The sequence below is a fragment of the Roseimaritima multifibrata genome, assembly GCF_007741495.1.
GTDB classification, from domain to species: Bacteria; Planctomycetota; Planctomycetia; order Pirellulales; family Pirellulaceae; genus Roseimaritima; species Roseimaritima multifibrata.
On record NZ_CP036262.1, the window covers coordinates 5,642,736 to 5,657,744 of the forward strand.

The following is a 15,009-nucleotide window of genomic DNA, read 5'->3' on the forward strand; positions in this document are numbered from 1 at the left end:
AATTCCTCCGACCAGCAGCCTCCCAGAGCTTCGACATCCCTACTGACATGAATCCGCCTGGACAAATTCGGCGCAGCTTTTGGCTGCGTACCATGATTCATTGGCACTGGATCAGCTCTGCGATCTGCCTGGTTGCAATGATCGGTTTTTCGGCCACCGGGATCACGCTAAACCATGCATCGCAGATCAGCGTAGAACCTTCGATCGACAATCGAAACCGAAGCATCCCCGAAGCCTTTCGATACGATTCATTTCCCGACACCCCACCGGAAAACGCTCCGTTACCAGCCGAACTTGCCGCGTGGTTGAGCAGCGAACTAGCCGTTTCCATCGGTTCCCAGCCTGCCGAGTGGAGCGAAGACGAAATCTATTTATCGCTGCCTCGACCTGGTGGAGACGCATGGCTGAGCATCGACCGAGTCAGCGGCGACCTGGAATTCGAACGAACCGATCGCGGCTGGATTTCCTACTTCAACGACCTTCATAAAGGGCGGAACACGGGCCCCGCCTGGAGCTGGTTCCTAGACGTTTTTGCAATTGCCACGTTGGTCTTCTGTTTCACCGGGCTGGGATTGTTATTCCTTCACGCCCGTCAACGGAAATGGACATGGCCTTTGATTGGCCTGGGACTGGTCATTCCATTGCTATTGGCCTTTTTGTTTATCCACTAACCAACCCTTTCTTCAACCGATTTAACAGCCATGAAACGCTTTGCCTATATCGCTGCGATCCTGTTCCTTTGCAGTGGTTCGACAGCAACGATTTCCAACGCCGAAGAGATGGAACTGAGCGTTGAAATTCCCCAGCTGAATGTCTCGGAATACCATCGCCCTTACGTCGGGATTTGGATCGAAGATTCCAAGAACCAACACGTTCGCAATCTGGCGGTCTGGTATCAGATGCGAGAGGGCAAAGAAGGACATGGCACCAAGTGGTTGCCAGACCTTCGGCAGTGGTGGCGAAAATCGGGCCGCACCTTGGACGTTCCCGTGGACGGCGTCACCAGTGCAACGCGTCCGGTCGGCAAACAGACTCTAACTTTCACCGACTCCGATCCACATTTAAAGGGACTGGCTGCCGGCAATTACACGCTGGTTGTCGAAGCAGTGCGTGAAGTTGGCGGACGCGAGATGATCAAAATCCCGTTCACCTGGCCCGCTTCCGCCTCTCAACAGGCCTCTAAAAAAGGTAGCCGCGAACTGGGGATGGTGGAACTTTCCATCAAGCCTTAATCCCACCAACCGCTCCGCACTCTTCAAGAAAGTGCAAGCCATCCAGGCGACCGCCTGATTCACTTCCTCGATTCCAATTCCTTACAGGATTTAAAGACAATGAAACGTGCATCGATCTTAGCAGTGTTGTTTGTGGTTGCCTTGCCGCTAATCGCCTCGGCCCACAAGGTCTGGATTCGCCCCTCCCAAACGGTTCTCTCGGGCAATGATCCATGGGTTACCTTTGATGCCGCGGTATCGAACGACCTATTCTTTTTCAACCACTTCCCGCTACGCCTGGACAACTTGGTCATTACCGCCCCCGATGGCAGCCAAGTCGAAGCCGAAAACCAAGCGACCGGAAAGTACCGCAGCGTTTTTGACCTACAGCTAGCCCAACAAGGCACCTACCGCGTCTCCGTCATCAACGACGGACTCTTCGCAAGCTGGGAAGCCGACGGAGAACGCAAACGTTGGCGTGGATCCGTCGACGCGTTTGCCAGCGAAGTTCCAGCCAATGCAACCAACCTGAAAGTGACTCAAAACTTTAGCCGCGTCGAAACCTATGTCACCAACGGGCAACCAAACGACGCCGCCCTGAAACCATCGGGCAAAGGGATTGAATTGATTTCGCTGTCTCATCCCAATGACCAGTACGCCGGCGAAGAAGCACGCTTCCGGGTCCTGGTGGAAGGCAAACCAGCGGAAGGCCTGGAATTCGAAATCATTCGAGGCGGAATTCGCTATCGCAACGCTCAAGAAGAAACCCTGGTAACCACCGACGCCAATGGCGAATTCGCCGTGACCTGGAAAGAACCAGGCATGTACTGGTTGGAAACATCCAGCTCCGACGAAAAAACGACGGTTGCGGAAGCCAGTTCACGCCGCTTGAGTTACGTAGGAACGCTAGAAGTCCTGCCTCAGTAGCGTTAGTCACTGGATCAAGCCGATGACGGACAAGCCCCCGCTGAAGATCTCACCAGCCACCATCGGCAACGCTACGGCGTTGCTGTTGTTGGCCGGGGTCATGCTGCTATTCCTTCCCCTCACCAAGGGAAATTGGTGGATTGCATCCCCGCCTCAGGAACGCTGGTGGATCGCATGCGGGGTATTGATCCTTTATATCGGCCTCTGCCGTTGGTCTTTTCGCAAACGCCCCAATCGACGCACTAGCGAATCCTTATCAGGCCGCGACCGCGAAGCCGTGCTGGTCGCCTACGCCAGCCAGTCGGGATTCGCCTATGAACTAGCCGAACAGACCGCGAACTCATTGCGATCGGGCGGCATCGCGACGCACCTTGTCGCACTGGAGCAAATCAACCGGCAACAACTGGAAGAGGGAGGCAGGTTACTGCTATTAGCCAGCACCACCGGTGAAGGAGATCCCCCAGACCACACCCATTCGTTTGTCCGCGATGTTCTGGGCGATTCGGTAGACCTTGCCTCTTTAGAATTCGGTTTACTGGCGATCGGCGACCGTGCCTACGAACAATTCTGTGCATTCGGGCATCGCTTAAATCAATGGCTGTGCGACCAAAACGCTCAACCGTTATTCGATTTGATCGAAGTCGACAATGCCGATCCGGTGGCCCTTCAACAGTGGCAAACCCAGGTATCCAAAACCTTTCAAACCACCAAGCAGGCAACCTGGCATCCCGCCCACTGCGAACCTTGGGAATTAGCAAACCGAACGCACCTCAATCCGGGCAGTCCCGGCGGGCGTGTCTACCACATCGTCTTGCAACGCCGCGGCAACGAACCTCAAACCTGGCAACCCGGTGATATCGCCGAAGTCACGCCAGTGCACGCTCCCCAGCGAATCGAAGGGCTTCTGCAGCAATTAGGTGAAGACGGGCAGGCTACCGTTGTCCACAACGGTCAAGAGTGCAGCTTGCGAACACGGCTGGCCGAATCCGAACTTCCAGACGTTACCGAGTGCCGAGGCCTGAAAGCACAGGGAATCGCCGATCGTCTTCAACTTCAACCGTTAAAAAACCGGGACTACTCGATCGCTTCCATTCCCGCCGACGGACGACTGGAATTGGTCGTCCGAAAATTTGTCCGCAGCGACGGAAGCACGGGCGTATGCAGTGACTGGTTGTGCGAACAAGCGAACTTGCAGCAAACCATCCAAGTACGCATTCGTAGCAACCCCAGCTTTCATCCTCCCGAATTAAGCGTCCCTTTGATCCTGATCGGAAACGGCACCGGCATCGCGGGACTGCGAGGGCACATTAAGCACCGCTCAGCTTCCCAGCAGAGCGGCCGATCGACGGGGGACCTATGGCTGCTGTTCGGCGAACGATCTGCAGCGCATGATTTTCACTTCAAATCGGAAATCGAAAAGTGGCAAAACCAAGGCGTTTTGGATCGTGTTGACATCGCTTTTTCTCGCGATCAAGAAGAACGCATTTACGTTCAGCACAAACTGTCACGTTTCGCGAACGAACTAAAATCCTGGGTGGCGAGTGGGGCAGCGATCTACGTCTGCGGCAGCCAGCAGGGGATGGCTCCGGAAGTCGACCAAGTGCTCCGCGAGACATTAGGGGATGGCGAAGTCGATCGGATGTTAGCTTCGGGACGGTATCGCCGCGACGTTTACTGAGGGACGCCCACGTCAAACACGTAGCGAACGCTCGCCAGAGCGTGGGCAGGCAGCCAATTCGTCGACAATCACTAAGTGACCGTTTCCCAGCGGGAGTGCCAAATCAGCGACGCGACGAGTACCGTCCGTGGCGATAACGGCAGCAGGAACCACTGCCTGGCGAAGGTAGCGACGGCGATCACGAATCGATTTCGCGTCCCCCCAGTTCGAACGCGCGGCTTCCCCAATTCTGGCGGAACCGGCCAGCGACATGACTCCCTGTCCCCAAAGTTGGCTTGGAGCGGTAGATTAGTAGGTATCCGCAGCCATGCTGGAATGGCTGCAGAACCGACGGTCCAATGGAACAGAGCGAATTACAAGTCATGACGGATTTCCGTACCGAACACGATTCAATGGGGGACGTTCAGGTCCCAGCCGATGCCTATTATGGGGCTCAAACCCAACGCGCTGTTGAGAATTTCCCGATCAGCGGCTGGCGTCTGCCCGCCGCGATGATCTCAGCAATGGGCTTGGTAAAACTCGCCTGTGCGACCGCCAACCGAGACCTCGGCAAACTGACCGGATCAGGGAAAAACCCACTAGACGATCAAGCTGTCGAGTGCCTTCTACAGGCGACCCGCGAAATCACCGAAGGAAAACTGGGCGATCAATTTCCGATCGATGTTTTCCAGACTGGTAGCGGTACCAGCAGCAACATGAACCTAAACGAAGTGATCAGTAATCGGGCCATTGAAATCGCCGGTGGCGACCGCTTGGCAGTCGAAAAACCGATTCATCCCAATGACCACGTGAATATGGGACAAAGTACCAACGATACTTTCCCCACCGCAATCCACGTGGCGGTAGGTCGCCAAATCCATTCCGATCTGATTCCTGCGTTGCAGAAATTGCACACAGCGCTGAGCGCCAAAGCGGCGGCTTGGGACAAAGTCATCAAGATCGGCCGCACCCACTTAATGGATGCGACTCCGCTCCGACTTGGCCAAGAATTTGGTGGGTTTGCCCGCCAGATTGAACTATCGATCGAACGTGCCCAGCGTGCCGCCGACGCGGTCATGGAACTGCCCGTAGGAGGAACCGCCGTAGGAAGCGGAATCAATACCCACCCTGAATTCGGCAAACGGGTTGCCGCCGTACTTGCCGCGGAAACGGGTCTTCCGTTTGTGGAAGCGGTCAATCATTTCGAAGCGAACGCGCAGCGGGACGCGATCGTTGATTCCCACGGTAGTTTGAAGACAATCGCCCAGACGCTGTTCAACGTGGCCAACAATATTCGCTGGCTGGGAAGTGGGCCTCGTTGCGGTTTCTATGAAGTCCAGATCCCGACCCGCCAGCCCGGCAGTTCGATCATGCCTGGCAAAGTCAATCCAGTGATGTGCGAATCATTGATGCAGTTATCCGCTCGTGTCGTCGGCAATGATGGCTGCATCACGATGTCAGGAGCCGCCGGCGGTAATTTCCAATTGAACATCATGATGCCAGTAATGGCTCATACGATCCTGGAATCGATCCAATTGCTGGCAGCAGGTTCCGACGCGTTTGTTGAATTCTGCATTGAGGGAATGGAAGCCAACGTCGAATCATGCGAGGCGTCTGTCGAGCAAAGCCTGTCGATGGTCACCAGCCTTAACCCTTTGATCGGCTATGAAACCGCGGCCAAATTGGCCAAAGAGGCCTTCGCATCGGGTGAAACCATTCGCGACCTTTGCCGCAGCAAAGGGATTTTGGATGAACAGGTCCTAAAGGACGCTTTGGATCCTTGGTCGATGACCGAACCGCAAGCCTAACCCCCACTGCCTCAAGCGTTATTTCCGTCTATTTCCCCAGGAATGATTTGATGACTAAACGCCCTCCCTGCTCACGGGCCGTTCGCATTCGCAAGTGCTTTCAAACCTCGCTTGCGTTGACATTCGTTTTATCTTCTGTTGTTTCTGCTGCACCGCCCAAAGAAGAAAACCCCGTGCCTGAATCGATCCCCATGCTGCAAGAATGGACCGGCCCCTACGGAGGCGTCCCCCCTTGGAACGAAGTCCGCCCAAGCGACTACAACGCGGCCTTTGATGCTGCAATCGCTAAAGCGAGCTCCGACATCGACGCGATCGCAAACCAAAGCGAACCGGCGACGTTCGACAACACCATTCTTCGGCTGGAAGAAGCCGGCCAATCGCTGAACCGTCTGCAGTCACTGTTTGGGGTTTCGTCTTCGAATCTGAACCTGGGCCCCATCCCGGACATCGAACGTTCCGTCGTCCCTAAACTGTCAGAATACGAGGATAGCGTTACCCAAAACCAAGCCTTGTTCCAGCGAATCGCCACGGTTTTCGACAATCCAGATCCAAACTGGAGCACCGCCCAGAAACGATTGGTCGATGACTATTACAAACAGTTCGTTCGTCAGGGTGCCAAACTAGACCGCGCCGACAAAGCCAAACTGTCGCAGATCAACAAACGTTTGGCCCGGCTATTTACAGATTTCAGCCAAAACATCCTGGCTGATGAAGCCGGTTTCGTCACTTGGATCGAAGACGAAGATCGGCTTAAGGGGTTGCCGGAAAGTCTTGTTTCCGCGATGGCAGCGGCCGCCAAACAAAAGGGGAAAGAGGGCCAATGGGCGATCACCAACACCCGTTCCTCGATGGATCCCTTTTTGACCTATTCGGCCGATCGTGAACTGCGGGAAATCGTCTGGCGCAACTATTACAGCCGAGGCGACAACGGTGACGAACATGACAACAACGAAATCATCGCCGAAATCCTAAAGCTGCGAGCTCAGCGAGCAAAACTACTCGGCTACAAATCGCACGCGCACTGGCGTCTTGAACCACAGATGGCGAAGACTCCCGAAAATGCGATGGAGCTAATGCTAAAGGTATGGCCCAAAGCGGTTGCTCGTGTTGCCGAGGAAGTCGCCGACATGCAAGCGATCGCCGACGAGGAACTGGGTGCCGGAGCGATCGAGATCGAACCTTGGGACTATCGCTATTACGCCGAAAAAGTACGCAAAGCCAAATACGACTTGGACTTCAACGAAGTCAAACCATATTTGCAACTGGATAAGCTGCGTGACGGCATGATGTGGGCTGCCGGTGAACTATACGGAATGCAGTTCAAACAAGTCCACGGACTGCCCGTTTTCCATCCCGATGTGACCGTTTGGGAAGTGACCGATCCAGACGGAAAACTGATCGGATTGTGGTACCTCGATCCATACGCCCGAGAAGGAAAACGGAGCGGAGCCTGGATGACGGCCTACCGAATCCAGAAGAACATCGACAAACCGATCACCCCGATCGTTTCGAACAACTCCAATTTTGTCAAAGGTGCCGACGGCGAAACCGTGCTGATCTCCTGGGATGATGCCGTCACCCTGTTCCATGAATTTGGGCATGCCCTGCACGGGCTTTGCTCCGACGTTCAGTACCCGTCTCAAGCGGGAACTTCGGTCGCCCGCGACTATGTCGAATTCCCGTCACAGATCAACGAGCACTGGCTTTCGACCCCCGAAGTCCTTAATAAATTTGCAGTGCATTACGAAACGGGTGAACCGATGCCGCAAGCTTTGCTGGACAAGATCGAGAAGGCGTCAACCTTTAACCAAGGGTTTGCAACCGTCGAATACCTGGCAAGTGCATTGGTCGACATGAAATTGCATCTTGTCCCAGACGGTGACATCGATCCAGACGCCTTTGAAAAAGAGACGCTTGAGGAACTGGGGATGCCATCATCGATCGTGATGCGTCACCGCACGCCGCAGTTCTCCCACATCTTCTCGGGCGACAGTTATTCCGCCGGTTACTACAGTTACCTGTGGGCCGATGCGTTAACCGCGGACGCTGCTGAAGCGTTTGAAGAAGCGGGTAGTTACTACGACAAACCGACCGTCAAACGTCTTTATGAAAACGTCATGTCGGTCGGCGACACCATCGATCCGGCGGCTGGATTCCAAGCTTTCCGAGGCCGAGATGTCGACACCGCAGCCCTCCTACGCAAACGCGGTTTTCCCGTCGAGTAGGAAGGGCAAAATCGCAGTTCAGGCGTCGAAGTCGATGTGCTGTCCGGTGAAATCATCGTTCACACTTCGATGGGCATGGTCCGGTTCAGAGTCCTCTGAATCTTCGGCGCCGTCGTGATCTGCCTGATACAACTGCCGCCCATCGGCATCCCCGTCACTGGCGGGTGCATCTTTTTCGATTTCCGAAATATCCTGAGCAACCCCGCCGGGATTCTCCGCCTTTTGCTGAGCCGCAGCCGCGGCACTAGCCGTCGCATCGTTCTGGCCCGATTTTGCAGCCGCGCGTTGGGTCCCTGCAACCGCAGACACGGAGACAGGTGGAATCGGTTGAATATTCATACTTTATCGCAACCTTGGGAAAGGAAGGCGTGCTGAATCATCCCCCTCATCACGTCCCATGACGGGGAACAAACGTTCAAGCGTCTCGCTGACCCCGTCTAATGCTCTTCGTTCGATAGAAGGCGAATCGATAGGACCTTTGACATAAATCGTCCACAACGTGTAACGCTGGTTCCCTAGCGGCCGAACCAGTCGGCCCCAACCCGTTTGGGGACTGACACGGGTATTGAACGTCAAATCTAAGTCCTTCAGCCGACTGACCGTTCCAGTTCCATGCAAGGCAACCAAGTCCCCCCACAAGCGTAGCTGACTAAATGCCAATTGGTCGCCAGAAATCGAAAATTGGGCCGTCCCATTGGTGAACGCAACATCCTCATCAGGCGTGACCCTTAACTGAGTCAACAACTGGACGATCTGTGGAATTTGATACAGATTGGCTCCCTCAAGTCTAGCTTCTCCGTTGCCTTTCAGCAGGTGCATTGCCCCCAAGGCGCCTTCGACACGGACTTCACCACTCAATTTGCCGGTCATGTCCGTCGGGGCTTCTTGGAAATCAGACAACATTCCCGGGACGTCCGCATCGGCGACCGAGACAAACAGATCGTATTGGCTGGTCGCCAACCCCATCCGTCCAGCCAACGTGAATTGGCCTCCAAATATCTTTCCCGCGACCGGCTGAAAATCGCTTTCAGGCTCCAAAGCGGCGTTCCTTGCTCCCAGATAAAGCTGGTCCCCACGAATCGAAATCGGCCCATGGATCCCGGTCAACTGTATTTCCTGGAAGTGCAGGGAATCGATCTGCAAAACGCCGTCGGCCCGAACACCGCTCTCGTTCTGCAATCCAGCCAAAGTCATTTCGCCGCGAATGTCTCGAACCGGCCCCACGTCGCCGATGTGGTTTCCTTCTAACTGAAGGCTTAGATCAAATTCAGATTCGGGCGTCAGATGGGTTTCGTCAGGCAACAATAATTTGGTGCTGCCACTGATTCCGACAGGCCCCCTCAGTTGCAACTTCTGAAACGCCCCTTGCACCTCCGTAGGAAGGGACGAAATCAATTCGGGATCGACCGTCAAGCGACTGCCACTTAACACATTAAGCGCCAACTGCCAGCGTCCATCGGTTGTTTCAATGCACGTCCCATTGGCGGTCAACCGCGAACCATCGTGCCGCCCATCCAATTGTTCGATCCGGACTTTGTGGTCTTCATAGGTCACTTCGCCCCCGACAATATCCAGTCGGTAGGGAAGCGAAACGGGACGCAAACTAACCGTGTTATGGGAAACCCCCGCTTGGGAATCAAGCGAAGCCCACACCCTTAACGCAGGCTCGGTCATCGCCGGATGATTGATCACTGAAACATTTAATTGTTCGACAACACCGGTGGGTGCAAGCGCATCCCATGTGTGTCGCATTTCCGGCGACAAGGCAGTCCGGAGCGTCCGGTCCAGCGGAACTTCTTCACCCACAAAATCAAGCTGCAGATCGCCCCCTTCATCCGATTTACTGTACCGCCCATTGCATCGAATCGCCGCGGCATCCCCATTCTTAGCGACAAAATTCACCAATCGAGTATCGCCATCTTTGACCAGGATCTGCCCATCGACCCCGTACAGCGGATATGGAAAACCTGCATACCTCAGCTGAGCATCGTCCACCCGCAGATCAAACGCCTGGGTTTTATTCCCTGCAGCATCGATCGCTATTTCCGCTCGAGCAACCTGGATTCCACCGACCGGCGAAAGGGAGCGGATAAACGTTTCTAGATCCGAGCGGAGTTGATTCCTAGGCGTCAACGCGTTTAGCAGCGATTCATCAATCGCAATCGTCCCGTCCACTTTTGCTCGAAACCACTGCGGATGCCCACTCCCCGGCGGAGCCAAACGCAATTCGCAACGCATCGGTTGACCGTCAACGGTTCCAAATAATTCTCGAGACGCAAGCAGGCCGTTATCGAACTGAACCGTCCCGTTCAGATCGTGAACAGGGTAGGGGAATCGATCAAAGCGGACCGAGACCCCTTTGCTATTAAGACTTCCCTTGTTCGACCAGATGCCTTCATGACACGTCAACTGGGCGGTCATATCGATTCGCCCGCTTGGCTGCAGACGTTCCCATCGTTGCCGCATTTCCGCAGGCAACACATTGGCCAGTCGCTGATCCAGCATCAGATCGTTGGCGGTCAGGTCGAAGTGAAGGTCACACGGCCAACCGATACGATCGACAGTCCCTTCCAGCCGGCAAAGTGCACCATTGAAACGGCCTTGCAGCTGTTCGATGACCGCTCCGGAATCCTTAACAACCAGTTTTCCTTGCAGTTCCCGAACGCTCAGGGGAAGTGTCGGATGTTCGAAACGCCCTTGCTTGACTTCGGCTTGCACGCCCCAGGTGAGTGCTTGCCCGCTGCCGCCGTTTGCTCGAAAGGCAAGATCGCCGGTGCAATCAATCCCATTCACTGGAGTCGTCAATTTGGCAAACCGTGCTGGCAACCGCTGCAACTGGCGATGATCCAGCCTAAAATTGCTAGCCGTCCCGCTTATCGTCCAGCCCGTTGCATCACCATCGAGGGCGATTGTCATCCCATCGCATACACTGCTTGTCGCACTCGCTCGAATCTGAAATCGTTCGTTCCCGGATTCGGCAGCAACAGCCTTGGTAATACGGGCATCGATATTTTGCCATTCCAGCCCACTATTCAGCTGCTGCAAATCTTTCACTAACCGCACGCGTCCATCACGGACCAACACCAACGGGCAACCGGGGCCGAATTGTGGGAATGGAAAGAGGCGTTCTACGGAGACTCGTTTGCCACCCTCCGCCCAAAGATTTAGTTCGACTCCGCTAACAAGCATTCTTTGGGGAGCGACCGGAAGCTCTCCAGCACGAATCTTATCCCATGCGATATCGGCTTCCGCGACGATCCGCGCGACTTTCAGCAGCGGGACCAATTGCCCATCGACCTGTGGCACCGAAATGACCAGATCTTCGAAGACCACACCCTCCGATGGCACAAATCGGCCACTCCCGATTCGAACGTCAAGTCCTTGATAATGTTCTGCCAGCTTTGCTTCCAGCGAGCGTCTGGATTGCTCGCCTAGCGTTTCCGGCAACATCACCCAAACAATCAGAAGCAGCAAAGCCACCACGCCAACGAACCAACGGCCTCCTCTCCGCTTGCGCAGCGGCGAACGTTCAGCACGTTTCTCCTGATTGGTCGTGGGCTCGGCTTCCATGCCGCGTCACAATCTCGTGTTTAGAAGCGTTCTTCGCGAACCAGTCGGTTCATCAATCGCACGTCTCCATTGCCCATGCGACTGAAAGCGGAATTCATCCTGCAGAACTCCGGTTGGAGAGTACTAGAATGCCTAAGAACCGATCCAGCCCAGATAGTCCCAAAAACGGTACAGCCAGGGATGTTGCCAAGGATTTTCCAGGACCGACACCGCCGAAAAACAGCTCAGCCCTAACAAAATCCCGGCCAAGCTCCGTTTCCAATGACTCTTTGCTAGCGAATCCGCCATCGGAATCATCAACCAGATCCACAGCGGAGCGAACCACATCATCCAGCGAAGCGAGGCACTGACACCACCATAATTGCGGTCGATCAGCGGGCGCATCGTATAAAACGCCACACAGACCAATGACGCCACGGCGATCGCGACGGCACATAATTTGGCAAAACGCATCTCGGTGTCCGTCATCCCTCGCGAGGCGCCTGCGGTCTTATCTTCCTCCAGGCGGCCCAACGAATTTGGCCGCATCCAGAGGAACAATCCTCCGATCGACAGCAACCAGATGGGGGTCAACGAGAACAGCCCATGGTGGCCAAAGGTCATATTGAACAGGTAGGTGCCCCGCGAGGCCTCTCCTTTGTCGATCCCCGAGCGTCGATCTCCGGTCCAGTAACTGCGTTCGTATTCGTACCAATCATCCCACTGGCGAATCTGCCACTGATCGCCCACCGTCAGCACGGCATAACGTTGGTTTCCCGATTCGGTAACCGCCATCCAACGGTCTTCATCTTCGGAATTGAGGATTCCCATCCGTTCCACAATCGTTTCGTCAGCGGCGACCAAAGCGTCGCGAATCCGAATCGCATCAGGAAAATCACGATCCTCTTCCTGCTTGAGAATCTCTGCGATCAAAGGCCCATTGCCACGGTGCGCGTAGGCGGGTCGTAAACTACGGTGTGCCAGCCAATTGGTTCCGAAAAAGGCGACCGCGACCAAGACGATCCCGGGGACAAATCCCAAACAGGCACGACTTGGCGAGCGAATCAGTGCCAATAATCCAAACAACGCCAGCATCGATGCGGCGGGCAATTCATTGGCGGCCATAAACGCGGCGGCCATTCCGGCGAGGAACATCCAACCGAAGCGAGAACTACGTTGCGGGTCGGCCAGAACCCAAAGCGCAAAGGCGGCCCCCGCCGCTGCAGGCAAGTGATTGTTCAGGGAAACGCTAAAAGGCAATAGCATGGTTCCAAAGCAAGCCCCCGCAGCGGTGAAAACACGTCCCCACACCGTTCGCCCATGCACCCGAATCAACGACAGAACCGGGAGCAAAAAGAGAGCGAGCAGGCTGAGGTTGGTCCCCGCCAGAACCAATCGGCCGACATAAAAAGGATGCTCCGTCAAAGCCATTCCGGTGGCGAAGTAAATGACACCGTACAACCCTGCGATCATCGTTGGAAACAGAGGCGGCTTGCTACTGTAGTCATGGTATAGCCCATCGGTTCCCTGATGCCGAACGCGATCGATCGTCTGCCAAGTCCGCACATCGCGTTTAATTTTCGGATCGGTGGCAGTGATTTGAATCTGGCGATCGATCCGGTAGGTCCCATCCTCGACCAAGGCAGCAACCGTGCACCAGCGGCTACGATCGTTTGCACTAAGAAATGGGACGAGGCCATCTTTGCTAGAAACAACAGCGATCCGTCCCGCAACCATTGCCAATGTGACGATAAACAGCAGCCAGAGCACACGTCGTACAATCTTTTCGTTCGATTGCACATCAGAAAGTTCATTCACGATGACTTGGACTCCGCGTCGCCCGTGATCCGAGCGATGGAATAAGGAGGAATGTTCGGACGCATCATAGCGGTCATTAACTCCGCCAATAAACCAGCCACCAGCAGCTGAGCCCCCAGCAGAATAGCCAAAATGCAATAATAGAAAATCGCCCTTTCATGCAAATTGATATCATCGATTGCCGAGGACAAGCGGGAAACGCACCACATCACCGTCAAAATGGTCAATCCGATCCCCCCGAACGAAAAGCAAAGCAAACCGGCCGATCCAATCAGATGCAGCGGTCGCTGAGCGAACCGAGTGAGGAAATAGATTGTCAGTAAATCGAGAAATCCTTTGACAATCCGGCCGACGCCATATTTTGATTTTCCATGTTCACGCGGGTGGTGCAGGACTTCGATTTCCGTCACCTTCCAGCCACGTGCATCGGCGAGGACAGGAACGAACCGGTGCATTTCTCCGTACAGTTTGACCTGATCGAAGATCTGCCTTCGATAAGCCTTGAAACCGCAGTTGTGGTCATGAATACGGACGCCCGTCAGGCGTCCGACCAGCCAATTGAAGACCCGCGAGGGGCCGACTTTGTGCCAGGGATCGTGACGGACCTTTTTCCAGCCACTGACGACATCGAATCCGGCATCGATCGCCTCAAGGAAACGCGGAATTTCTTTCGGATCATCCTGCAAGTCGGCGTCCATCGTCACCACCACGTCCCCGCGGGCGGCTTCAAAACCGGCCGCCAACGCGGCCGCTTTGCCAAAATTCCGCCGAAACCGAATCCCCCGCACCTCCGAAAACTCACCTGCTAATTCCTCGATGATCGGCCACGACCGATCCTGAGAACCATCGTCGATCAGCAAGACGTCTCCACGACGTCCGATCTGGTGCAGCACATCCAGCACCTGCGTCACTAAAGTTCGAATCGTTTCCTGTTCATCCATTAGTGGAATGACCACGGAAACCAACGGATCCGATGGACCGGGATCTGAATCACTAAGGCGGGAAATTGGGTGAGCGTCGATAAGAACCATCCAGTCAGGTGTGGGAGTCAGAGGGGATTGGAGGGAGAGAACCGTATCTGGGTGTGGTGTTAGTTTACGGACGTTGTAGGATAAGTAGTGTACTGAAAGCGACAATCACTCGCCAACTTGCACCCCAACGTCAACAACCCAACCATGGCCTCTCTATCCAGCCAAGATTCCGACCCGCCCCCCGTCTATACCGCGACGGATTTAGTAGCAACGAGCATTCTGGTCGTGGATGACGCATTTATCCTGCGTGACCGCTTGGCCATGGCATTTCAACAGCGCGGCTTTCGAGTCGAAACGGCTGAGGGTTACGATCAAGCGATCGCGGTTTTTTCAGCTCGCCCAACCGATCTTGCGGTATTAGACCTTCGGATGCCGGGGCGAAGCGGGTTGGATTTGCTGCAGAAACTGAAACAGCTTCGCCCGGAAATCCGCGTCTTAATCCTTTCCGGATTCGGCAGCATCGCAACGGGAATCGATGCCGTCCGATTAGGAGCGACCAATTTCATCAGCAAACCGGCGGATGCCGATGACATTTTGGCGAAATTTCTACAGGGGGACCAACCGGGGCCACTCCCTCGCCCCGACGCCGAATTCCCAGCTCCCTCACTGGCAAGAAGTGAGTGGGAACACATCCATCGCGTCCTAGCGGACTGCGGCAACAATATCTCCGAAGCGGCCCGCCGTCTGGGCATCCATCGCCGCTCGCTGCAACGCAAACTGCGAAAACGAGCTCCAGAAGATCCCGGCCAACCCACCTAGCCGGAATAGAAAATCAAGAAGTCA

Annotated in this window: 12 protein-coding genes; 7 read left to right on the top strand and 5 right to left on the bottom strand. The window is 55.1% G+C overall.

Going from position 1 to position 15,009, the window contains the following annotated elements; translation table 11 throughout:
* Positions 1 to 47: 47 nt before the first annotated feature.
* The 4 genes from FF011L_RS20495 (at position 48) to FF011L_RS20510 (ending at position 3,816) form a co-directional block, all read left to right on the top strand.
* A complete protein-coding gene (locus FF011L_RS20495) occupies positions 48 to 671 on the top strand; it encodes a PepSY-associated TM helix domain-containing protein (protein WP_145353809.1) in 624 nt (207 codons plus the stop codon).
* A 30-nt stretch (positions 672 to 701) separates the two neighbouring features.
* Positions 702 to 1,232 (top strand): DUF2271 domain-containing protein, encoded by a 531-nt coding sequence (locus tag FF011L_RS20500; protein WP_218932771.1) that lies wholly within the window; start codon positions 702 to 704, stop codon positions 1,230 to 1,232.
* 99 nt (positions 1,233 to 1,331) lie between these two features.
* Positions 1,332 to 2,138, top strand: coding sequence for a DUF4198 domain-containing protein (locus FF011L_RS20505; RefSeq protein WP_145353811.1), 807 nt, complete (start codon positions 1,332 to 1,334; stop codon positions 2,136 to 2,138).
* Between the two features lie 22 nt (positions 2,139 to 2,160).
* Positions 2,161 to 3,816 (top strand): sulfite reductase subunit alpha, encoded by a 1,656-nt coding sequence (locus FF011L_RS20510; protein WP_145353813.1) that lies wholly within the window; start codon positions 2,161 to 2,163, stop codon positions 3,814 to 3,816.
* A gap of 12 nt (positions 3,817 to 3,828) precedes the next feature.
* On the opposite strand, the gene FF011L_RS20515 is transcribed toward FF011L_RS20510, so the two are convergent.
* A complete protein-coding gene (locus tag FF011L_RS20515; RefSeq protein ID WP_145353815.1) occupies positions 3,829 to 4,068 on the bottom strand; it encodes a hypothetical protein in 240 nt (79 codons plus the stop codon).
* Positions 4,069 to 4,178: 110 nt separating this feature from the next.
* Here FF011L_RS20515 and FF011L_RS20520 point away from each other — a divergent pair, with 110 nt between their 5' ends.
* Both FF011L_RS20520 and FF011L_RS20525 read left to right on the top strand, forming a co-directional pair.
* Positions 4,179 to 5,603, top strand: coding sequence for a class II fumarate hydratase (locus FF011L_RS20520; protein ID WP_145353817.1), 1,425 nt, complete (start codon positions 4,179 to 4,181; stop codon positions 5,601 to 5,603).
* Between the two features lie 50 nt (positions 5,604 to 5,653).
* Entirely contained in the window at positions 5,654 to 7,828 is a 2,175-nt protein-coding gene (locus FF011L_RS20525) for a M3 family metallopeptidase (RefSeq protein WP_145353819.1), read from the top strand.
* 18 nt (positions 7,829 to 7,846) lie between these two features.
* Here FF011L_RS20525 and FF011L_RS20530 read toward each other — a convergent pair whose 3' ends face one another.
* The 4 genes from FF011L_RS20530 to FF011L_RS20545 all read right to left on the bottom strand — a co-directional run bounded on the left by FF011L_RS20530 (position 7,847) and on the right by FF011L_RS20545 (position 14,226).
* On the bottom strand, positions 7,847 to 8,167 hold the full coding sequence (locus FF011L_RS20530; protein WP_145353821.1) for a hypothetical protein: 321 nt from the start codon (positions 8,165 to 8,167) through the stop codon (positions 7,847 to 7,849).
* 3 nt (positions 8,168 to 8,170) lie between these two features.
* A complete protein-coding gene (locus FF011L_RS20535) occupies positions 8,171 to 11,398 on the bottom strand; it encodes an AsmA-like C-terminal region-containing protein (RefSeq protein WP_145353823.1) in 3,228 nt (1,075 codons plus the stop codon).
* Positions 11,399 to 11,530: 132 nt separating this feature from the next.
* A complete protein-coding gene (locus FF011L_RS20540; protein WP_246109541.1) occupies positions 11,531 to 13,195 on the bottom strand; it encodes a hypothetical protein in 1,665 nt (554 codons plus the stop codon).
* Positions 13,192 to 14,226 (bottom strand): glycosyltransferase family 2 protein, encoded by a 1,035-nt coding sequence (locus tag FF011L_RS20545; RefSeq protein WP_145355697.1) that lies wholly within the window; start codon positions 14,224 to 14,226, stop codon positions 13,192 to 13,194. The genes FF011L_RS20540 and FF011L_RS20545 overlap by 4 nt, the downstream gene beginning before the upstream one ends.
* 144 nt (positions 14,227 to 14,370) lie before the next feature.
* Between FF011L_RS20545 and FF011L_RS20550 the strand changes: the two genes are divergently transcribed.
* On the top strand, positions 14,371 to 14,985 hold the full coding sequence (locus FF011L_RS20550) for a response regulator transcription factor (RefSeq protein ID WP_145353825.1): 615 nt from the start codon (positions 14,371 to 14,373) through the stop codon (positions 14,983 to 14,985).
* Positions 14,986 to 15,009: the final 24 nt, after the last annotated feature.

Coding starts and splice junctions, on each gene's coding strand:
- FF011L_RS20495 (WP_145353809.1), top strand. CDS start 48: ATGAATCCGCCTGGACAAATTCGGCGCAGCTTTTGGCTGCGTACCATG.
- FF011L_RS20500 (WP_218932771.1), top strand. CDS start 702: ATGAAACGCTTTGCCTATATCGCTGCGATCCTGTTCCTTTGCAGTGGT.
- FF011L_RS20505 (WP_145353811.1), top strand. CDS start 1,332: ATGAAACGTGCATCGATCTTAGCAGTGTTGTTTGTGGTTGCCTTGCCG.
- FF011L_RS20510 (WP_145353813.1), top strand. CDS start 2,161: ATGACGGACAAGCCCCCGCTGAAGATCTCACCAGCCACCATCGGCAAC.
- FF011L_RS20515 (WP_145353815.1), bottom strand. CDS start 4,068: ATGTCGCTGGCCGGTTCCGCCAGAATTGGGGAAGCCGCGCGTTCGAAC.
- FF011L_RS20520 (WP_145353817.1), top strand. CDS start 4,179: ATGACGGATTTCCGTACCGAACACGATTCAATGGGGGACGTTCAGGTC.
- FF011L_RS20525 (WP_145353819.1), top strand. CDS start 5,654: ATGACTAAACGCCCTCCCTGCTCACGGGCCGTTCGCATTCGCAAGTGC.
- FF011L_RS20530 (WP_145353821.1), bottom strand. CDS start 8,167: ATGAATATTCAACCGATTCCACCTGTCTCCGTGTCTGCGGTTGCAGGG.
- FF011L_RS20535 (WP_145353823.1), bottom strand. CDS start 11,398: ATGGAAGCCGAGCCCACGACCAATCAGGAGAAACGTGCTGAACGTTCG.
- FF011L_RS20545 (WP_145355697.1), bottom strand. CDS start 14,226: ATGGTTCTTATCGACGCTCACCCAATTTCCCGCCTTAGTGATTCAGAT.
- FF011L_RS20550 (WP_145353825.1), top strand. CDS start 14,371: ATGGCCTCTCTATCCAGCCAAGATTCCGACCCGCCCCCCGTCTATACC.